At 63.3% G+C, this 18,945-nt stretch carries 18 protein-coding genes and 1 pseudogene; 6 read left to right on the top strand and 13 right to left on the bottom strand.

Annotation, left to right across the window (positions count from 1 at the left end; genetic code table 11):
- Nucleotides 1–46: 46 nt before the first annotated feature.
- The 7 genes and pseudogenes from LB528_RS23820 to LB528_RS23790 all read right to left on the bottom strand — a co-directional run bounded on the left by LB528_RS23820 (nt 47) and on the right by LB528_RS23790 (nt 6,572).
- On the bottom strand, nt 47–601 hold the full coding sequence (locus LB528_RS23820) for a DUF4142 domain-containing protein (RefSeq protein ID WP_224716530.1): 555 nt from the start codon (nt 599–601) through the stop codon (nt 47–49).
- A 114-nt stretch (nt 602–715) separates the two neighbouring features.
- Nucleotides 716–1,471 carry a DUF899 family protein gene (locus tag LB528_RS23815; protein WP_224716529.1) on the bottom strand — a complete coding sequence of 252 codons (756 nt, stop codon included), beginning with the start codon at nt 1,469–1,471 and terminating at the stop codon, nt 716–718.
- 117 nt (nt 1,472–1,588) lie between these two features.
- Nucleotides 1,589–2,407, bottom strand: coding sequence for a carbohydrate ABC transporter permease (locus LB528_RS23810; protein WP_224716570.1), 819 nt, complete (start codon nt 2,405–2,407; stop codon nt 1,589–1,591).
- Nucleotides 2,408–2,414: 7 nt separating this feature from the next.
- Nucleotides 2,415–3,329, bottom strand: a complete 915-nt coding sequence (locus LB528_RS23805; protein WP_224716528.1) for a carbohydrate ABC transporter permease — start codon at nt 3,327–3,329, stop codon at nt 2,415–2,417.
- A gap of 23 nt (nt 3,330–3,352) precedes the next feature.
- A complete protein-coding gene (locus LB528_RS23800) occupies nt 3,353–4,609 on the bottom strand; it encodes an ABC transporter substrate-binding protein (RefSeq protein WP_224716527.1) in 1,257 nt (418 codons plus the stop codon).
- Between the two features lie 423 nt (nt 4,610–5,032).
- Nucleotides 5,033–5,529, bottom strand: a pseudogene (locus tag LB528_RS23795) (GNAT family N-acetyltransferase).
- Between the two features lie 35 nt (nt 5,530–5,564).
- On the bottom strand, nt 5,565–6,572 hold the full coding sequence (locus tag LB528_RS23790; protein WP_224716525.1) for a lytic transglycosylase domain-containing protein: 1,008 nt from the start codon (nt 6,570–6,572) through the stop codon (nt 5,565–5,567).
- Between the two features lie 165 nt (nt 6,573–6,737).
- Between LB528_RS23790 and LB528_RS23785 the strand changes: the two genes are divergently transcribed.
- On the top strand, nt 6,738–7,307 hold the full coding sequence (locus LB528_RS23785) for a methylated-DNA--[protein]-cysteine S-methyltransferase (RefSeq protein ID WP_224716524.1): 570 nt from the start codon (nt 6,738–6,740) through the stop codon (nt 7,305–7,307).
- A gap of 11 nt (nt 7,308–7,318) precedes the next feature.
- Here the strand turns inward: LB528_RS23785 and LB528_RS23780 are convergent, their stop codons facing one another.
- Nucleotides 7,319–7,645: a hypothetical protein gene (locus LB528_RS23780; RefSeq protein ID WP_224716523.1), complete on the bottom strand. Its 327-nt coding sequence runs from the start codon at nt 7,643–7,645 to the stop codon at nt 7,319–7,321.
- Nucleotides 7,646–8,029: 384 nt separating this feature from the next.
- On the opposite strand from LB528_RS23780, the gene LB528_RS23775 reads away from it, so the two are divergent.
- On the top strand, nt 8,030–8,242 hold the full coding sequence (locus LB528_RS23775) for a cold-shock protein (RefSeq protein ID WP_027168154.1): 213 nt from the start codon (nt 8,030–8,032) through the stop codon (nt 8,240–8,242).
- A 452-nt stretch (nt 8,243–8,694) separates the two neighbouring features.
- Here the strand turns inward: LB528_RS23775 and LB528_RS23770 are convergent, their stop codons facing one another.
- From LB528_RS23770 to LB528_RS23760, 3 genes are all read right to left on the bottom strand, one after another.
- Entirely contained in the window at nt 8,695–9,303 is a 609-nt protein-coding gene (locus tag LB528_RS23770; RefSeq protein WP_224716522.1) for a glutathione S-transferase family protein, read from the bottom strand.
- 126 nt (nt 9,304–9,429) lie between these two features.
- Nucleotides 9,430–10,290: an EAL domain-containing protein gene (locus LB528_RS23765; RefSeq protein ID WP_224716521.1), complete on the bottom strand. Its 861-nt coding sequence runs from the start codon at nt 10,288–10,290 to the stop codon at nt 9,430–9,432.
- Nucleotides 10,287–11,177 (bottom strand): EAL domain-containing protein, encoded by an 891-nt coding sequence (locus LB528_RS23760; protein ID WP_224716520.1) that lies wholly within the window; start codon nt 11,175–11,177, stop codon nt 10,287–10,289. The genes LB528_RS23765 and LB528_RS23760 overlap by 4 nt, the downstream gene beginning before the upstream one ends.
- Before the next feature lie 690 nt (nt 11,178–11,867).
- Between LB528_RS23760 and LB528_RS23755 the strand changes: the two genes are divergently transcribed.
- Nucleotides 11,868–13,070, top strand: coding sequence for a pyridoxal phosphate-dependent aminotransferase (locus LB528_RS23755; protein ID WP_224716519.1), 1,203 nt, complete (start codon nt 11,868–11,870; stop codon nt 13,068–13,070).
- Between the two features lie 62 nt (nt 13,071–13,132).
- On the opposite strand, the gene LB528_RS23750 is transcribed toward LB528_RS23755, so the two are convergent.
- On the bottom strand, nt 13,133–13,528 hold the full coding sequence (locus LB528_RS23750) for a cupin domain-containing protein (protein ID WP_224716518.1): 396 nt from the start codon (nt 13,526–13,528) through the stop codon (nt 13,133–13,135).
- Between the two features lie 41 nt (nt 13,529–13,569).
- Nucleotides 13,570–14,121 carry a methyltransferase family protein gene (locus LB528_RS23745; protein ID WP_224517649.1) on the bottom strand — a complete coding sequence of 184 codons (552 nt, stop codon included), beginning with the start codon at nt 14,119–14,121 and terminating at the stop codon, nt 13,570–13,572.
- A gap of 151 nt (nt 14,122–14,272) precedes the next feature.
- Here LB528_RS23745 and LB528_RS23740 point away from each other — a divergent pair, with 151 nt between their 5' ends.
- From LB528_RS23740 to LB528_RS23730, 3 genes are all read left to right on the top strand, one after another.
- On the top strand, nt 14,273–15,130 hold the full coding sequence (locus LB528_RS23740; RefSeq protein WP_224716517.1) for an alpha/beta fold hydrolase: 858 nt from the start codon (nt 14,273–14,275) through the stop codon (nt 15,128–15,130).
- A 343-nt stretch (nt 15,131–15,473) separates the two neighbouring features.
- Nucleotides 15,474–17,522 carry an elongation factor G gene (locus tag LB528_RS23735; protein ID WP_224517653.1) on the top strand — a complete coding sequence of 683 codons (2,049 nt, stop codon included), beginning with the start codon at nt 15,474–15,476 and terminating at the stop codon, nt 17,520–17,522.
- A gap of 785 nt (nt 17,523–18,307) precedes the next feature.
- Nucleotides 18,308–18,805, top strand: coding sequence for a methyltransferase family protein (locus LB528_RS23730; protein WP_224716516.1), 498 nt, complete (start codon nt 18,308–18,310; stop codon nt 18,803–18,805).
- Nucleotides 18,806–18,945: the final 140 nt, after the last annotated feature.

Below are 18,945 nucleotides of genomic sequence, written 5' to 3'. Positions count from 1 at the left end.
CGCTCGGCCACCTTCTCCCACAGGGGGAGAAGGCAAGTGCGCCCCCTCACTGATGCGCCACCGCCAGTTCCTTCACGTGCTTCTCGTGCATCTTAAGCACCGGCAGCGTCTTCTTGGCGAATTCCTTCATCGCCGGGTCGTCGCCTGAATTGGCATAGGTGGAAAACAGCGCCACAGCGTCCTTATGCGCGTCGGCCTGCATCTTGATGTATTTGGCGTCGAATTCCTTGCCGCTCGCAGCCTTCAAGTCGTCGATCAGCTGCTGCTCCTTCGGCTGCAGCGCGGGACCGGCCGGCTTGATCGACGCCGTGGTCTGGCCCTGGCTGAGCGCCGTCTTGAAATCCTCGGCCGCCTTGCTGTGATCCTTGATCATCTGCGCGGCGAAAGCCTTGACGTCGGCCGACGCCGACTTCTCTTGCGCCAGCTTGCTCGACTCGATCTCGAACATGTTGGCATTCGGCACCGTCGTGACGAAGGTCTGGGTGTCGAGCTTGTTCTCGGTCACCATCGGTCCGACGGCATCTGAATTGTCCGACTGGGCGAACGCGGCGGGCGCGCCGGCAAGAAGCGCGACGGCGACCAGGGGCAGCAGCGTTTTCATCTCGATCTCCGATCCGAAACAGCCCCTCCGCCTTTCCCAACGCGGCACCGGCCCCAGGGTTGCCTAAGAGGTTGCCTCGAAAGGAAGCGCGCGGGCCGGGCGCCCGCATCGCCATCAGTGGCAGTGCTCGCCGGCGGCGTGCCCGGCATATTGCAGCTGCTCGTGCCAGTTCGGCCGACCTTCGGGCGTGAAATCCATCAGGTTCCACAGGATCTCGCAGGTGCCGATGCCGCGCGGGTCCTGTCCCGGGTCCGATGGCGCGAAGTCTAGCTCCGACGACCAGAAATGGCGTATGCCGTCACCATCGCGGTGGAACACCGAAAGCAGCGGTATCTGCGCGCCCTCGGCCGTCTCGGAATTGTAGTCGCGCTTGAAAGCGCTGCCGGCCGACGAGACGAGCCGCATGTTTCGCCAGCCGCGGTCGCGGCCGAGCGCCGTCAGATTGTCGAGCGCGGTCTTCGCCACCACGGCGAAGTTGAAGCCCGCCGCTTCGAGATGGCCGATCGCGCCGTCGAACTGGTCGAGCAGCGCCGTGCAGGACGGGCATGGCTGGTCCTGCCGCGCAAGCTTCGCCGTCTCGCCGCTCGCCGCCACCTCGCGCGTCTCCTGCGGATGGCGCGGGAACATCATCTGATAGAGGATCAGCGTATCCTTGCCCGGCGCGAACAGGTCCGACAGCTTGACTTTCGCCGGCTGGCCCTGGTCGTCCAGGGCGTCGAACACATAGTCCTGCGGCACCAAACCGCCCGGCGGCAAAGCGCGCCTTGCCTCCGCCACCGCTTCCATGGCGCGGCGCAGCTCGATTTCCTTGCGCAGCAATTTTTCGCGCGCGGTGCGATATTTGGCGGATTCATTGGGAAAGGTGATCATGATCGTCTCCTGGCGCCGGCGTCCCGGCGCGGGTTGCTCTACGATCCAAGGACGGCTCGCCGCGACCTGATCCGACATTTCGGCACACGCTTTCCGGTCACTTTTTTCGCGTCGCATCTAGCCTTTGACGCCGCCAGCCGTGAGACCCGAGACAATCCTGCGCTGGAAGACCAGCACCAGCGCCACCAGCGGCACGGTGACGATCACCGAGGCGGCCATGATGTTGCCCCACGGAATTTCGAACTGCGAATTGCCTGACAGAAGCGCGATCGCCACCGGCACGGTGCGCTGCGTGTTGGTGGAGGTGAAGGTGAAGGTGAACAGGAATTCGTTCCAGGCGCTGATGAAGGCAAGCAGCCCGGTGGTGGCGAGCGCCGGCCACATCAGCGGCAGGAAGATGCGCGTGAGGATGGTCCAGGGCCCGGCGCCGTCGAGGATCGCCGCCTCCTCGATCTCGACCGGCAGGTCGCGCACGAAAGTGGTGAGCACCCAGACCGTGAACGGCAGGGTGAAGATCATGTAGGACAGGATGAGCGCCAAGAGCGAATTGTAGAGATGCAGCGCCCGGATGATCTCGAACAGCCCGGCAAGTGCCGCGACCTGCGGAAACATCGACACCGACAGGATGGCGAGCATCAGCACCGAGCGCCCGCGGAAACGAATGCGCGCCAGCGCATAGGCCGCGGTGACGCCGAGCAGCAGCGAGATCGCCACGACCGCGCCGGAGACGATCAGCGAATTGACGAGATTGCGCAGGAAGGGACCTTCGGTCAGCACATTGCGGTAATTGGCAAGGCTGAACGATTGCGGCCAGAGGCCCGCCTGGAACAGCTCTGTTCCCGATTTCAGGCTGGTGACGATTGCGTAGTAGAACGGAAACACCGCGACGAAAACGATCGCCAGGAGTAGCAGGTAGAAGCCGGCGCGCTTCAGCATCTTCACATCAGCGCCCTCCGTCGAAACTCAGCCGGCCGATGCGGATATAGGCGATGGTGAGCAGGCCAATGATCAGGAAAAGCAGGGTCGAGGCGGAAGAGCCATAGGCGAACTTGTCGAACTCGAACAGGTTCTCGCGCGCGAAGATCGACATCGACTTGGTCTGCACATTGTTCGGCGTCAGCACGTAGATCAGGTCGAATATGCGCAGCGCGTCGAGCGCGCGGAAAATCACCGCCACCATCACCGCCGGCCGGATCAGCGGCAAGGTCACCCGCCAGAAGATCTGCCACGCGTTCGCGCCGTCGAGCTTCGCCACCTCGAGGATCTCGCGCGGCAGCATCTGCAGGGCCGCCAGGATCAGCAGCGCCATGAACGGCGTCGTCTTCCAGATGTCGACGATCAGCACGGCGATCATCGCGGTGTCGGCATTGGCGGTCCAGGCGATCTTGGTGTCAATCAGGCCGAGATTGAGAAGCGCGACATTGATGATGCCGAACTGGTCGTTGAGCATCCACTGCCACATCTTGGCCGAGACGATGGTCGGGATCGCCCAGGGAACGAGGATCGCGGCCCGCACGATGCCGCGCCCGGGAAATTCGGTGTTGAGCGCAAGCGCCACGATCATGCCCAGCACCGTCTCGCAGGCCACCGACACCACGGCGAAGCGCACCGTGTTCCACACCGCGCGCCACCAGACCGGATCGACGAGCAGCCCGTCATAGAGCAGGCGCCCGCTCGGCAGGCGCAGCACCGAGAAGTAATTGTCGAAGCCCACCCATTGCCGCGCGTCGAGGTCCGCTAGCGAAGCATCGGTGAAACCGTAATAGACCGTGCGCAGGAACGGCCAGCCGGCGACGGCGGCGAGCACGAGAAGCATCGGCGCGAGGAACAGCCAGGCTGTGCGCACGCGTCGGCGCATCAGCGGCGATCGCCTTGCCGCGCTCACCAGCCCTTGCCTTTCAGCCTGGTCAGCCTCGCCCCGAGATCGGCCAGGTTGTCGGCGGCGGCGCCTTGGCCGGAGATCGTGTCGTGCACGGCAGTCCAGAACTGGCTGGATGCTTCGTTGTACTTGATCCTGGCGGTTGCCGACGGCCTTGGCTGCGCGTTGAGAAAAATCTCTTTCCAGCGCGGCACGATCGGCTGCTGCCGGGCGACGTCGGGGTCGTCATAGAGCGCCGGGATGGTCGGCAGGTTGGACGTTCTCAGCGTCCGGTATTTCTGCATCTCGCGCGACGCGATGAACTTGACCAGCTCGATCGCCTCACCTGGATGTTTCGAATATCTGGACACCGCAAGGTTCCAACCGCCCAGCGTGGCGACCGGCCGCCCGCCTTCGCCGGCCGGCAGCGGCGCCACGTCGAACTTGCCCTTGATCGGCGAATTCTCGCTGTTGCCCAGCGCATAGGCGTATGGCCAGTTGCGCATGAAGACGGCATTGCCGGTCTGCCAGACGCCGCGCGTTTCTTCCTCCTGATAGGCGAGCACGCCCGGCGGCGCTATCGTGCCGATCCAGCCCTTGACCATGTCGAGCGCCGCGGCCGCCTTTGGATTGCCTATGGAGATTTCACCGTCCGGCTCGATGATCCGACCGCCGCCATTCGACATCACCCATTCGAGCGCGTTGCAGGTCAGCCCCTCATAGGCGTTGCCCTGGAAGACGAAGCCCCAGATGTCCTTGTTGTCGGCCGCCCGCTCCTTGTTCATCACGAGCTTCGCGGTATCGGCGAGCTCCTTCCAGGTGGTCGGAACCTTGGCGCCATATTTGTCGAGCAGATCCTTGCGGTAATAGAGCGCCGGCGCGTCGGTGAAGATCGGCAGCGCGACCAGCCTGCCGTTGACCGTCTGCGATTGGATGATCGACGGGAAATGCTCTCCCACCACATCCCTTGTCGCCTCGGTCAGGTCGACCAGCTGGCTGGCAAGCTGCGGCGCCCAGATCACGTCGGTCTGGTAGACGTCGATATCGCTGCTGCCGGCGGCGAGCCAGAGCCGGTACTGGCCGAACTGGTCGGTGGTCGAAGGCGGAATGACGACGATATCGACCTTGTTGCCGCTCTTCTTCTCGTAACGATCGAGTATCTCGCGCAGCACCTTGATGCCGTTGCCCGTATCACCCGACACGATCGACAGTTCCACGGCTCGCGCTTGAACAGCGCCGAGCAGGATGCCGGCGGCCAGGAATGCTGAAGCGAGCTTCACGGGATTGCGGACCTCCCTGCGCGACCGGCGACGCACAGGTCGCGGCTCATCAAGGCCCCCGCGTTGAATGCGCGACGCCGCTTAGGGTTCCCGCGTTGTGCGTGGCCGACCGGGCCAGCAGGTCGGTGAAGCCGATCCCGGTTGGCTCGACCGCGTCGGCGGCCCGTTCCGTCCGCCTCGCTTCACGCAAAGCGGACGGGCTCCGAAACCCCCGCCCCGGAGCCCGCCTGGGAGTGGCTGACGCATGCCGGCACAGCCTCCTCCGACGCCTTGCCCGCGTCGATCCGCCGATCGGCCGCCCGGCACGACGACGAATTAGCATGCCCTAACGTCAGCCTATGTGAAGGAGTTCACAATGTCCGGGCGCAGGCGATTGCAACGCCGCGCCGGGAGCCTCCAATACGGGCCGCCGCGCTTTGCGCGTCAGCCTTCCCAGTCGACCGGGATCATGCCGAGCCGCTCGTAGAGCCTGAAGGCCGCGGTGTTCTTGACAATATTGGCCTTGAGATCGACATGGGTCGCCCCGCGCTCACGAAAGGTCAGGAACACTTGCCGCATCAGCGCCTCGCCGAGGCCCTGCCGTCTCGATTCCGGATGGACGGCGAGATCCCTGACGAAACCGGATGTCCAGCAGAGCGCCGCGCCCGCCAGCAGCCCCTTGCCGTCGATCGCCAGGAAACAGAGAGCGGGATTGAACTCCGTATCGCCGGCAATGCGCGGCCACCACTCGTCGAACGGCCCGTCGGTGCCGTCGTCGAACACCTCTTCCAGCAGCGCGTGCAAAGCATGTGCATCACGGTGCTCGAACCCGCGCATTACGAAGCCCTCCGGCCAATGCGGCGCGGTGAGCGTATCATCGAGGACCTGCGCAGGCGGATGTCGTTGGGAGCCGGCGGGCGGGGCGTCGTGTTCTCGTGCATGGCGCTGTCTCGAAACGCCGCGCGGGACCGTCCGCTCAGGCGTCGGGTTGCAGGCGATGCCGCTTGCGGTCGGAGCCAAGCCCCGTCGCCTCGAGCAGGCCCTTGCGCTTGGCGTCGTAGTAGTAACCGGTCTGGTAGAGCGTGTCGGCCCGCTTGGCGTTGCCGCCCGAAACCAGCCAGGCGCCGCGCAGATATTTCACCGCGTATTTGAGGTTGGTCTCGGCGTCGAACAGGCCGGTCGCCGGTCCGTCATAGCCCATGCCGCGCGCCGTCGCGTGCTTGATCTGCATAAGCCCCCAATGGCCATGATTGTAGGCTTTCGGGTTGAAGGTGCTCTCGCGGTTGACGACATGGCGCACCAGCTCGACCGGCACTTCATAGATCGCCGAATATTTCTCGATCAGCCGCTCGATCTCGCCGCGCGGGCCGCTGGCGTGCTGCTCGGGTTGGCCGGGTGCCGCAAGCAGCGCCGGATTTTCCGGCATCATATAGGCGACCTGCTGGACGCCGGGCATCGGGGCGACTTTCGCCGACTGGCCGGTGACCGGCATGGCGACGCCTGCGGTCGTATAGACCGCCGCTCGGCTGATGGATGCCGCTCGGCTGATGGATCCTGGGCCGGTCGGCGAGCCGCCGGCCGTCAGCACCGGCGGCGGCGGAAACTGGCCGGCCATCGGCGTCGCTCCGGCGAAAGCCGCGGGCTGAGCCAGCGCCGCAGCGGACGCGCCGGGCTGGACAGGCGGCGGCAAAAGCGCGCTTTGCGTCGCGGGCGCGCTTTGCGTCGCGGGCGCGCCTGGCGTGGTCGCCATGGCGACGGCATCGCCAGCCAGCGCCGCGGTCTGCACCTGCGCGAGACCCGAAGGTTCCGGCAGCACGGCCACCGTTTCGGGCAGCGCGAGCGTCGGCGTATCGTCCGCGACGGCAGGCGTCGAGGCTTCCGCAAGCGCGGGCGCGGCCTTCATCTGCGAGGTCGAGGTACAGCCGCTGAGACCAGCAGCGGCTACGAGCACGCTGAGCGCGGTGAATATGATTTTAGCTGGCAAGCCGTGCGGGTCCGGTTTGTCGGTTGTTAAGGAGTCCTTACACCAGCGATTCACACCCGGCAATCGGGGCCACCCGGCGGTTTTCGGGTGGCGACAACAGGGCCGAAGTGCCATATTGTTCTGGATATGTACTCGTTTTTCGCTGTTTTGCCGAAGGAATACGCCATGAAACCCACATCCCAGATCACGGCCGGCCACGCAGTGTTAGTAACAGTGATCGGCTTTATGGGCATTGCCTGGAGCGAGAAGGGCCTGATCCGGCTTTGCCTGCCGGAGCGCAGCCGCGAAGCGGTCGAGCGCCGGCTGCTTCGCCACCCCGGCGTCTCAGCCTCGACAGACCAGCCGTCCTGGGTGGTCGATCTGATCGCCAAGATCAAGGCCTATGCGGCCGGCGAGGACGTCGACTTCTCGAGCGTGCCGGTCGATCTCGACGGCGTCGACGATTTCCGCCTCGCCATCTACGACGCGGCGCGCAAGCTCGGCTTCGGCGAGACCACCACCTATGGCGAACTGGCCAAGCGCGCCGGCCATGCGGGCCTTCCGCGCGAAACGGGCGCGGCGCTAGGCGCCAATCCGGTGCCGCTGGTCATTCCGTGCCATCGCATCCTAGCGGCCGGCGGCAAGATCGGCGGCTTCTCCGCGCCCGGCGGCTCGGCCACCAAGGAAAGGATGCTGGCCATGGAAGGCGTTCGCGTCGGCCCGCCGCCGGCGGCGCAGGCTTCGTTCGGGTTCTAAGGCGCTGCGTATCAGTCCTGCAGGAACCGGCGCCGGAAACGCCGCTCGAAATCCGGACGCTTGCAGACATAGACGATGCAGGACCGGGTGTCGGCGCTCGGCACGTAGGCGCGTGCCCTCACTTCGCCCGCGTTGCAGAAACGCTCGTCGCGCACATAGCGGTCGTAGAGCGGCAGCCCCGGCACGCGCGTCGACTGGTAGCGCAGGATGACGGCGCCCTGTCTGGCGATCGTCGCCTGCACCCGGTCGCAGCTCATGCGCGTCGGATCGTAGCGCGTCACCGCCTGCGCTTCCGCGGCCAGCAGCAGGAAGCAAGCGGCAAGCAGGAATGTTTTCATGGTCCCTCTCCTAAAGCAATCCAGGAAAAGTGCGTAGCGGTTTTCCGTCCGGAATTGGGTCAAATCAGATGCTTGGAGAGCGGTTGGCCGTTTCCGTGAAACGGCCAACCGCTCTCGTACGGCAAGCATCTCATCCCTCCACAACGCGGGGCCGCTGTCAAAACTTCCATCCGCCGCTTGCACTCCGCTCGATCCGGCATGCGGGCGGCGTCCAAGCAACCCATCTTGTTTTCTTGCTCAAACTATCCTATATCCGCAGCATTGAATTTGGCCGATCGATCGGGCCGCGATCTTCGCGTTTGCTGACGTCTATCTCCAAAATTTCGATACCGCCGGCCGGACGTTGGTCCGGTCAAACAAAAGCAAATGTGAAGGGCATTCTATATGGCAACTGGTACGGTCAAGTGGTTCAACGCCACCAAAGGCTACGGCTTCATCCAACCTGACAATGGCGGCGCGGACGTTTTCGTCCACATCTCCGCTGTCGAACGCGCTGGGATGACGAGCCTGGCTGAAGGCCAGAAGATCAACTTCGAGATCGAGCAGGACCGCCGCACCGGCAAGTCCGCTGCTGGGTCTCTGAGCAAGGCAGCCTGATTTGGCTTAAGCGTTTTGCGGCAGGCTTTACCGCCGGCGACGCGAAATGCGACTAAGTAAGGCGCGCACTGGGCGAAGGTTCGGGGCGCGCGGCAAGTCACGGATGTACTGACGGTCGCGCGAGAAGCGCGCCGGAGCGAAAAGACCCGACAAGCTGGAACAGCAGATAGCTGCCAGTCCGGACCGGACGCTCCCGATCAGGCTACCGGCACAGGAAGGCGGGCATTGCCCGCCTTTTTTGTTGTCTGAAATCTGGCGAGTTGCCTCCTTCTCCCCGTTCACGGGGAGAAGTGCCCGGCAGGGCGATGAGGGGCAGCGCCAACGTTTCAGGACTGTCATTTTGGCTGAATTGGTAAGGCCGGCGCAGCCCCTCATCTGGCTGCCGCCATCTTCTCCCGGTGAACGGGGGAAGGAAGCTGTCCCCCAGCCTTTCGCCAATCGCCAGCGCTGCCTTAAGGCACCCAGTCGATCGGCACATGTCCCTTATCCGCCTCCACCCGCTTCAGCCAGGCGGCGACGGCCGGATAGGCGTCGAGCTGGAAGCCACCCATCCCGGCGGTGTGGGTATAGGCGTACAAGGCGATGTCGGCGACGCTATAGGCGCTGCCGGCGAAGAATTCGTTCCGCTGCAGATGCTGGTCCATAACACCGAGCGCCTTGTTGCCGCGCTCCAGCGTCTGCGCCAATCGTTCCGGCGTCGCGTCCTTCGCCCGTTCCGGGAAGGTCAGCAGCGCCTTGCGCACCGCGATGTAGGGCTCATGGCTGTATTGTTCGAAGAACAGCCATTGGTAAGCCAGCGCGCGTTCATACTTGTCGGCCGGCAGGAATCGCGTGCCTTCGGCAAGATAAAGCAGGATGGCGTTGCTCTCAGTGAGGCGCCTGCCGTCGTCGAGCTCGAGCATCGGCACCATCGCGTTCGGATTCTTGGCGACGTAGTCCGGTTTGCGCGTTTCGCCGGTATGCGAGCTCACCTCGACCCGGGTGAAGGGAATGCCGAGCTTCGCCATCAACAGCCGCGGCTTGTAGCAATTGCCGCTGTCGGCCATGTCGTAAAGGATCATCCCACATACCTCGCACGTCGCCTGAAGCCCATTTCAGCACGGCTCTAACGCGCTCGGGCGGGACCATCCAGTGATTTGTTTTCAAGAAGAACCATCAGCGGCGCTGATACGTTTTCCGGTTCTGCATCAGCGATACTGATGCAGGGGCACGACCTTGTTGCCGGCGCCGAGCAGGGCGTCGACGGAAAGCGGTTCTTCGTTGAAGATCGTGCCGGCAAGCGCCGGGCGGGCGAGATGGAAACCCTGCATGAGGTCGACGCCGCCCTCGAGCGCGACGCGCAAATGCTGGGCGTTCTCGATGCCTTCGACCAGCACTTTGGCGCCTCGCTCGTGCAGCGTCGCCACCAGCGGCCGGAAGAAGCGCTCGGCGGCGGCATGGCGGCAGAGCTCGCCAAACCAGGCGCCATCGATCTTGACGATGTCGGGCGCAAGCAGATCGATGCGCGCCTCGGTCGAATGTCCCGTGCCGAAATCGTCGATGGCGATGCGGATGCCGTCGCGCCGCATTTCGCGCACCAGGCTGGCAAGAACGTGGTCGTCCGCTGCCTGCTCGGTGATTTCGCAGACCAGCAGGCCGGGCTCCAGCTCGAAATCGCCGAGATGCCTGGTCATCAGCCGGATCTCGGCCAGCGCTCGTCCGGGATGGTCGTTGACGTTCGGATTATAATTGAAGAACAGCGTCAATCCCTCGACGCCGATGTTGCGGTAGTTGCCGAGATGCAGCATCCGGCACATTGTTTCGACAAACAGCCGATCGGAGGCGGGAACGCCGCCGAAGAAGATCGATGGGGCGATAGGGTCCGCGATACGCCGCGGCTCGATCAGCCCCTCGACGGCAATCGCCCTGAGCACCTTGCCTTCCGGCGCGAAGATCGGCTGATAGGCGCTCCACAGCCGGAACTCGCCATAGACGCCGAACTGGAGGCCGATCTCGTCGGCAAAGATCGCCTCGGCGACATTGCGCCGTCTGTCCGGTTGTCCGCTCATGGCGCGACCTTGCGCCCGAACGCTCTTGCCGGCCGCGCCTGCGGCGCCGGGGCTGGGCTTGCAGCGACTTGCGCCTTGCTTTCTTCGGCCGAAGGCTGCGCGACCTCGCCGAAGACGCGAAAGCTGGTGAGGGCAAGTTCCGGCCGGGCAAGCACATAGCCTTGTACCATGGAGGCGCCGGACCTTTCGGCAAGCTCCAGCTGCCAACCTTCCTCGATACCTTCGAAGACGGTGCGGATACCCTGGTCCTCGAAGCTCTGCACCATCGCGGTCAGCAACGCGAAACCTGCGCCGGACTCCATCAGACGGGTGATCCAATGCGCATCGAATTTGACGATGTCGGGCTTGAGCTCCTTGATCCGGGTGATGTCTGAATCATCGGCGCCATAGTCGTCCACCGCGACGCGGAAGCCGTTGGCCCTGAGCGCCTCAACGAAAGCGTACAGCGTTTCCTGCGAAGCCGACTTCTGCTCGGTGACCTCGCAGACGATGCGGCGCGGATCAATGCCGGCTTCGTGCAGCACCAGCCGCATGTCGCGCAGGGCCTTGTCGGCGATGTGGCGATCGGTGAAAACCGACGGATCGAAATTGACGAAGATGGACGCCTCTTGCGGCAGGCAGGCGCCGGCGTTCAGAAGATGCAGCGTGCGCGTCAACGCCTCGATATGCAGCCGGTCGGCCGCCGGGCAGGTGCCGAAAAACGTCACCGGCGACTGCGGCTCGCCATCGCGGAACGGCCGGATCAGCCCCTCGAAAGCGGCGACCGAAAGCTTGCCCTCCTTGAAGGCGAAGATCGGCTGGAACGCGCTCTGCAGCGTATAGATGCCCCAGACACCCGTGGAGGTGCCGTCATCGTGACGGATGATGTGTTCACTGACCCGAACCATTTGATTTCTCATCAGAATCTTCGGACCATGACCATCCGGCCACAACTGAGTCACACGGAACATCGGAAGTGGCATCAATTCGCAAGCGTAACGGCAAATGAAACGTCCAAGTCAGACGCCGGGGGAATGAATTCCGGTCGAAGTCCTTTCTCGTCAAGGCTGATGTCCTCGAATAGGCACGGGAGATCGAACGGTCTTTGGACCGCCAAGAGCTAGGACCCGACAGGAAGACACTCAAATCGATCACCCTGGCTGAACTCGTCACTCGATACAAAAACGAAGTCCTACCCAAGGAAGCGTTCAGCGAGGTTCGAAACGATCCTGCTGGACAGGTTCCTCCGTTACCCTATCGCGGCGAAAACCCTGAACGTCCTTCAATCGAAGGATTTCGCATAGTACCGTGACCAAAGGCTTAAGGAGAATTCGGGATCACAGGTCGTCCGGTGACAGCGAAGTCACTTCGGAGGGAACTCGCCCCGCTCTACCACATGTTCAAGGTCGCCAAGACCGAATGGCATATCCCGACACGGACCCGCTTGAAGACCTCTATCTGCCTGCCAGTCTACAGAGGGCAATGCTCACGCCTCCTTGACCTCTGGCTTATCGCACAATGCTTGCGCTTGGCGCGATGATGCGACATGAGAGGCGCCGCGGCCGCTCCTGGCCGCTTTTCCTAGGAGACATCTTGTCATGGCCTTTCTTGCCGACGCTCTTTCCCGCGTTAAGCCTTCCGCGACCATCGCGGTGACGCAGAAAGCGCGCGAGCTGAAAAATGCCGGCCGTGACGTGATCGGCCTGGGCGCCGGCGAGCCGGACTTCGATACGCCCGACAACATCAAGACCGCGGCGATCGAGGCGATCCGCCGCGGCGAGACCAAATATCCGCCGGTCTCCGGCATCGTGCCGCTGCGCGAGGCGATCGCGAAAAAATTCAGGCGCGAGAACAATCTCGACTACCGGCCGGAGCAGACCATCGTCGGCACCGGCGGCAAGCAGATCCTGTTCAACGCCTTCATGGCGACGCTGAACCCGGGCGACGAGGTCATCATTCCCCGCCCCTACTGGGTGAGCTATCCCGAAATGGTGGCGATCTGCGGCGGCACGTCGGTCTTCGCCGACACTTCGATCGACAACGGTTTCAAGCTGACGGCGGAAGTGTTGGAAAAGGCGATCACGCCGAAAACCAAATGGCTGCTGATGAATTCGCCGTCCAACCCGTCGGGCGCCGCCTACACGGAGGCCGAGCTGCGCGCGCTGGCCGACGTGCTGCTCAAGCATCCCCATGTCTGGACACTGACCGACGACATGTATGAGCACCTGACCTATGGCGACTTCGTCTTCAAGACCATCGCCGAGGTCGAGCCGAACCTTTATGAGCGCACGCTGACCATGAACGGCGTGTCGAAAGCCTATGCCATGACCGGCTGGCGCATCGGCTACGCCGCGGGCCCGGTGGCGCTGATCAAGGCGATGGACATGATCCAGGGCCAGCAGACCTCGGGCGCCTGCACCATCGCGCAGTGGGCTTCCGTCGAGGCGCTCAACGGCCCGCAGGATTTCATCGCCAGGAACAAGGCGATCTTCCAAGGCCGGCGCGATCTCGTGGTCTCGATGCTCAACCAGGCGCGCGGCATCTCCTGCCCCTCGCCGGAAGGCGCATTCTACGTCTATCCGTCGTGCGCTGAGCTGATCGGCAAAAAGACCAAGACGGGCAAGGTGATCGATAATGACGAGGCCTTCTGCTCCGAACTGCTCGAGGCCGAAGGCGTCGCGGTGGTGTTCGGCTCGGCCTTCGGCCTCGGCCCGAACTTCCGCATCTCTTACGCCACGTCGGAGGCGCTGCTCGAGGAAGCCTGCACGCGCATCCAGCGCTTCACCGCATCGCTGATCTGATCGACGCGAACTCACCAAGCGAGGAAAACCCGGCTTCGAGCCGGGTTTTTCTTGGAGGGCGTTCAGCCGCCATATTGCTCGTCGGAAACCTGCTCCAGCCAGTCGGCGTGGACGCCGTCCAGCGCCTCCTGCATGGCGATGTGGGTCATGGCGGTTTTCCGGCCGGCGCCATGCCAGTGTTTTTCGCCCGGCGCGAAGGAAACGACATCCCCTGCCCTGATCTCCTGCACAGCGCCGCCCCAGCTTTGCGCCAGACCGGCGCCGGCGGTGACATAGAGCGTCTGTCCAAGCGGATGCGTATGCCAATGCGTGCGCGCGCCGGGCTCAAAACTGACCAGCGTGGCTCTGAGCCGCGCCGGCGCTTCCTCCTCGATGATCGGCGTCTGCAGCACCCGCCCGGTGAAATAAGTCTGAGGCGCGACCATCGTCGCCACGCCGCCGCACGCAATGATCTTCATCTGGCAATCCTTCCATTGGGGAGAACCCTGCCCTGTGTCGGCTACCACCCCAGCCGCGGCCAGAACAGGCCGGCTCGATCGCGATAGGCCTGGTAATCGCCCGCCAACGGCGTACGCGAAAATTTCTTTTCTTCGCCCAGCGCCGCAACCGCATAGAGGACGGCGATCCCGGCGACCGGCACCACCGCCCAGATCGACCAGGTCGCGATCCCCCATCCAATCCAGAAGATGATGTATGACGAGTAGAAAGGGTGGCGGATGTAGCGGTAGGGGCCACCGGTCAGCAGGCTGTGCGGATTATCGGGCGCGAAGGCGAAGTGCAGCCGCGCCTTCCGCGAGGTGACGATCGCCCACCAGAAGAGAGCAGAGCTTGCCAGTTCGACGGCGAGCCCGGCGAGCTTTGCCGGAACCGGCTGCGATTGGATCCACAGGATGGCGAGAAAGAAAAGCGTCGTAGCAATCACCGCTGCCGAAATCACCATGGCGCCTGGGAACATGGCCTGCAATTGGAAATGCGCCCGCATCGACCAGACATATTGGCCAATGGTCGCGATGCTGCAAATCGAGACAAGAAGATCGAGGAGTGGTTCCATCGTAGGGGGTTTCCGCCGGTGCTTGCCATCCAGCCGGTAGCCACGCCGGCCGTTTATTTCCAGGAACCCTCTCTTAACCACATGCTTAAAGAAGATATAGAGCCCCGGATGCGATGTTGCCCACCAGCCACATCCGAGGATCTAATCCAGCATGAGCGTCACTGACCGCCTGATCCGTACGCCGCAGGCCGATTTGCGCCTCAGCCAGTCGTCCGGTTCCGGCATGCCCATCGTCATGATCCACGGCTCGGGCAGTTCGCGCGCCGTCTTTGCGCGTCAGTTCGACAGTCCGCTCGCCGATGCCCACCGGCTGATCGCTTTCGACCTTCCCGGCCATGGCGACTCCTCCGATGCTCGCGACCCGGCCGCAACCTATACGATCACCGGCCTCGCCCAGACCACAGCCCGCCTTCTCGATGCCCTGAACATCGGCCACGCCATCATCTTCGGCTGGTCCCTTGGCGGCCATGTAGCGATTGAACTTGCCAGCTTCCATCACGCGGTGAACGGTCTGGTGTTGACCGGGGCGCCGCCGGTGTCGAGGGGGCCGCTCGGCATGCTGCGTGGCTTTCATGCCAACTGGGACATGCTGCTCACCTCCAAGAAAGTTTACTTCGAACGCGACATCGAGCGCTTTGAGGCGTTTTGCTTCGGCGGCAGCGCAAGTCCGTCTTTCCGCGAGGCCATAAGGCGCACCGACGGCAGGCTGCGCTCGGGCGTGGCGTTCGGCATGTTTGCCGGCAAGGGCGCCGACCAGAAGCAGGTGGTCGAGAACGCCCCGTTCCCGGTCGCGGTGATCAATGGAGAGCATGACCCGCTCGTGCGGCTGAGCTACTTCGAGACAGTGGCCTACGCCTCGCTCTGGGAACGGTGCCATGTCATATCCGGCGCCGGCCATGCACCTTTCTGGGAAAAGCCGGACCTGTTCAATCCGCTGCTGTCACGCTTTGCCGAGAGGGTAGTGAAGCAGAGCGCAGCCATGCCGGTGCGCCGAACCGAGGCCGGCTGAGCCTTTATTGACATCTTCCGATTCCGGCTTCTGAACTACCATCATCGATGGGTGGCGCGGACGGGCCAATTGGCAGGTGCCGGCTTGGCTTCTAGCGGCTGCGGTCTTGCCCTCACAGGCTGAAAAACAGGAAATCGCGACCTGCCTAACTCAAGCTGGCGAACATTCTATTTTCCTTGCCCTCCTGTCTAACCCGTGTGACGATGGCTTTGGGAAGAGGTGAAAACCCGCCCGCGACGGCCGAACAGGCCGGCCGCCGCTCTGCACAGGGTGCGATCGGACGCAAACCGGTTTCCACTTTTGCTGATCGCTCCTTGGGAAACGCCTGAGTGGAGGTTCAGCCATGGGTACTCGCGCCGGAGGACGACGCACGGGACCGAAATGCATTGCCATAGTCGGTCCCTTCGCAAGCGGTAAGACGACACTTCTCGAAGCCATCCTCGCCCGCACGGGCGCCATCCCCCGCCAGAACCCCGTTTCGTCGGGCAACACCGTTTCCGATCATTCGCCCGAAGCCCGCGCTCACGGCATGAGCGTCGAGGCGACCTTCGCCACCACCGATTTCATGGGCGAGCAGATCACATTCGTCGACTGCCCCGGCTCCATCGAATTCGCCTTCGAGGCCGAACCCGTGCTCGCCGCCTGCGACCTCGCGGTCGTCGTCGCCGAGGCCGACGAGAAGAAGATCCCGGCGCTGCAGCTCATCATGCGCAAGCTCGACGATCTCGCCATTCCGCGCGTCCTGTTCCTCAACAAGGTCGACAAGGCGGTCGCGGGCGTGCGCGAGACGCTGAAGATGCTGCAGCCGGCAAGCACGGTACCTCTGCTGCTGCGCCAGATTCCGGTGCGCAAGGACGGCATCGTCATCGGATCGATCGATCTGGCGCTGGAACGCGCCTACATCTATCGCGAATACGCCGAAAGCCAGGTCGCCGAGATCCCGAACGATGACAAGGCGCGCGAGCTGGAGGCGCGCTTCTCCATGCTGGAGACGCTCGCCGACCATGACGATCACCTGATGGAGCAGTTGCTGGAGGAGATCGAGCCGCCGAAAGACGCGATCTTCGACGATCTCTCGGCCGATCTGCGCGCCGGCGCGGTGACGCCGGTGCTGATCGGCACGGCCGAGAAAGGCAACGGCGTGCTGCGCCTGTTGAAAGCCATTCGCCATGACGCGCCGGACGTCGAGGCGACGCGGACGCGCCTTGGCGCGCCGGACGGCCAGACGGTGGTGCAGGTGATGAAGACTATCCACACCGCGCATGGCGGCAAGCTTTCGGTATCGCGGGTGCTTTCCGGCCAATTGGCCGACGCGGCGGAGCTCTTCCTGTCCAATGGCGACACGGCGAAGGTCTCCGGCATCTACAGGATGCTCGGCAAGGACCAGATCAAGCAGACATCGGCCAAGGCCGGCGACACGGTCGCGCTCGGCAAGCTCGACAACGTCAAGACCGGCCAGACGCTGAGCTCGGTCAAGGGCGGCATCCGGCCATTGGTCACATTGGAGCCGCCGCAGCCCGTCTTTGCCTTCGCGCTTCGTCCCAAGGAGCGCAAGGACGAGGTCAAGATGTCGGCGGCGATCCAGCGGCTCGCCGAGGAAGACCCATCGCTCAGCCTGCGCCACAACCAGGACTCCGCCGAAACCGTCCTGTCGGGCCACGGCGAGATGCATCTACGCGTGGTGCGCGAGCGCCTCGAGGGCAAGAACCAGATTCCCATCGAGGGCCATGCGCCGGCGGTGCCTTACCGCGAAACTATCCGCAAATCGGCGCAGCAGCGCGGCCGCCACAAAAAGCAGTCGGGCGGCCACGGCCAATTCGGCGACGTTGTGATCGAGATCAAGCCGCTGCCGCGCGGTTCCGGCTTCCAATTCTCCGACACCATCACCGGCGGCGTGGTGCCGAAAACCTATATCCAGTCGGTGGAGACCGGCATTCGCGACTATCTCAAGACCGGCCCGCTCGGCTTCCCGGTCGTCGATGTCGCCGTCAACCTGTCGGACGGCTCCTACCATGCGGTCGATTCATCCGACATGGCCTTCCAGATGGCGGCGAAGCTCGCGATGAAGGAAGGCATGGCCGCCTGTTCGCCCGTCCTGCTCGAGCCGATCATGAAGGTCGAGATCGTCACGCCTTCCGACGCGACCTCGAAGATAATCGCGCTGATCCCGCAGCGGCGCGGCCAGATCCTCGGCTATGACGCAAGGCCGGACTGGCCGGGCTGGGATGTTGTCGAGGCGACCATGCCCCAGGCCGAAATCGGAGACCTGATCATCGAGCTGCGCTCGGCCACCGCCGGCGTCGCCAGCTACAAGGCCACTTTCGATCACATGGCCGAGCTCACCGGCAGGCTGGCCGACGAGGCAATGAACGCCAACGGCAAAGCCGCCTAAGCAATTCCAGGAAAAGCGTGGGCGGTTTCCGTCCGGAATTGCGTAAGAACAATGAGATAGTGCGGTTCGCTGTTCCCGTGAAACGGTGAACCGCACTAGCAGGTCGGCCTGCCTGACAGACTTCTGTTGGAGATATGAAAAACGGCGTCCGGATGATCCGGACGCCGTTCCTATCGCGGACCGTTTTCCTGGGAGGCAACGGCTGGTCCGCCGCATCCGGAAAAAAGGTTCGGACGCGGCGCTTGCCTGAGCCCGGTCTTTCGAGTGATGCCCCCATCTCCCGAACCGACCAACCGCGTCCTATCGTCTACTTAAACGATAGAGTGGGTCTGCAACATGTTACCCGATGTTACATGTCACTGTTACGCGGTGGATCCAGTCGTTTTCTTGCCGGCTCGAAGGCGTGCGGGCAACAAAAAAGCCGGATCAATAAAGATCCGGCTGAGTTTGATTGGAAGTGCCGATTAAGGCTAACCTCCAGAGGGGAACACTCGAGGGCGCTAATGGGAGGAGAACGCGCCCTGGAGATGTGACTATATATGTGCTTATCATGCCCAAGAAACAAGCATCTATTTTGCAACACACGCATGCAAAAAGACGCAGGCTGTGGTCCAACCTGTTCCTGGAACCCATAGGACCAGAAAAATCGCCGATTCCGGGGCGCTTCTGGCTCTAAAGCGACTGCTTAAATGTAAAATCGAGCCGATTTTGCTCGGAAATAGCGAGTCGGTGAAATGGTGTCGATTTCGGCACGCCAAGTTTATTTTTATGGCAGGAGACGGCTAATGCGAACTTTTTCAGCAATCGCCGGCAGCGCGCTATTCCTTGTCGCGGCACCCCGCGTTGTCGCCGGACTGGCGCCCTGGCTGTTGACCGATCATTATCGCAAACCGCTTTCGGCCCTGCCGGGCTTGGTGCCTGCGGGCTGGATTCTTGTGATCGGAGCGGCCACCATCCTGCTTCATGCCTTCGCCCGCTTTGCCCTCGAGGGCCTGGGCACGCCCGCTCCCGTCGCGCCGACCGAGAAGCTGGTCGTCGGCGGCATCTACCGCCATGTGCGCAACCCTATGTATGTCGCGGTGCTGGCGATCATCCTTGGCCAGGCACTGATCTTCTCGAGCTGGGCGGTACTGGTCCACGGCCTCGTCGCCGCGGCAGCGATGATCTCCTTCGTCAACCTCTATGAAGAGCCGACGCTCGCCAGCCGCTATGGCGAACAATACGAGGTCTATCGGCGCGCCGTGCCCGGCTGGCTGCCGCGGCTGACACCCTGGCGCGGATAAGCTGAGACCCAGGACCTGTCGAGGTTCAAGTCCCGCCGGCCCCACCTGAATTTCGACACACCCAGTCTCTCATGTTCCCTGTCAAGATTGAAGGCAAGAAGGCTCGCCTGCTTGGCAGGTTTGCCATGCAGTCGGATCGG

Source organism: Mesorhizobium sp. CA4 (assembly GCF_020165075.1).
Lineage (GTDB): Bacteria > Pseudomonadota > Alphaproteobacteria > Rhizobiales > Rhizobiaceae > Mesorhizobium.
The sequence above is the reverse complement of the archived record's forward strand: the minus strand, read 5'-3'. Positions and strand labels throughout refer to the sequence as shown.

What these genes read in the sequence shown, in the direction of transcription:
- LB528_RS23760 (WP_224716520.1), bottom strand. Translation starts at nt 11,177, where the DNA reads ATGGTTCGGGTCAGTGAACACATCATCCGTCACGATGACGGCACCTCC.
- LB528_RS23810 (WP_224716570.1), bottom strand. Translation starts at nt 2,407, where the DNA reads ATGCTGAAGCGCGCCGGCTTCTACCTGCTACTCCTGGCGATCGTTTTC.
- LB528_RS23775 (WP_027168154.1), top strand. Translation starts at nt 8,030, where the DNA reads ATGGCAACTGGTACGGTCAAGTGGTTCAACGCCACCAAAGGCTACGGC.
- LB528_RS23820 (WP_224716530.1), bottom strand. Translation starts at nt 601, where the DNA reads ATGAAAACGCTGCTGCCCCTGGTCGCCGTCGCGCTTCTTGCCGGCGCG.
- LB528_RS23735 (WP_224517653.1), top strand. Translation starts at nt 15,474, where the DNA reads ATGGGTACTCGCGCCGGAGGACGACGCACGGGACCGAAATGCATTGCC.
- LB528_RS23780 (WP_224716523.1), bottom strand. Translation starts at nt 7,645, where the DNA reads ATGAAAACATTCCTGCTTGCCGCTTGCTTCCTGCTGCTGGCCGCGGAA.
- LB528_RS23745 (WP_224517649.1), bottom strand. Translation starts at nt 14,121, where the DNA reads ATGGAACCACTCCTCGATCTTCTTGTCTCGATTTGCAGCATCGCGACC.
- LB528_RS23805 (WP_224716528.1), bottom strand. Translation starts at nt 3,329, where the DNA reads ATGCGCCGACGCGTGCGCACAGCCTGGCTGTTCCTCGCGCCGATGCTT.
- LB528_RS23740 (WP_224716517.1), top strand. Translation starts at nt 14,273, where the DNA reads ATGAGCGTCACTGACCGCCTGATCCGTACGCCGCAGGCCGATTTGCGC.
- LB528_RS23750 (WP_224716518.1), bottom strand. Translation starts at nt 13,528, where the DNA reads ATGAAGATCATTGCGTGCGGCGGCGTGGCGACGATGGTCGCGCCTCAG.
- LB528_RS23765 (WP_224716521.1), bottom strand. Translation starts at nt 10,290, where the DNA reads ATGAGCGGACAACCGGACAGACGGCGCAATGTCGCCGAGGCGATCTTT.
- LB528_RS23730 (WP_224716516.1), top strand. Translation starts at nt 18,308, where the DNA reads ATGCGAACTTTTTCAGCAATCGCCGGCAGCGCGCTATTCCTTGTCGCG.
- LB528_RS23785 (WP_224716524.1), top strand. Translation starts at nt 6,738, where the DNA reads ATGAAACCCACATCCCAGATCACGGCCGGCCACGCAGTGTTAGTAACA.
- LB528_RS23815 (WP_224716529.1), bottom strand. Translation starts at nt 1,471, where the DNA reads ATGATCACCTTTCCCAATGAATCCGCCAAATATCGCACCGCGCGCGAA.
- LB528_RS23755 (WP_224716519.1), top strand. Translation starts at nt 11,868, where the DNA reads ATGGCCTTTCTTGCCGACGCTCTTTCCCGCGTTAAGCCTTCCGCGACC.
- LB528_RS23770 (WP_224716522.1), bottom strand. Translation starts at nt 9,303, where the DNA reads ATGATCCTTTACGACATGGCCGACAGCGGCAATTGCTACAAGCCGCGG.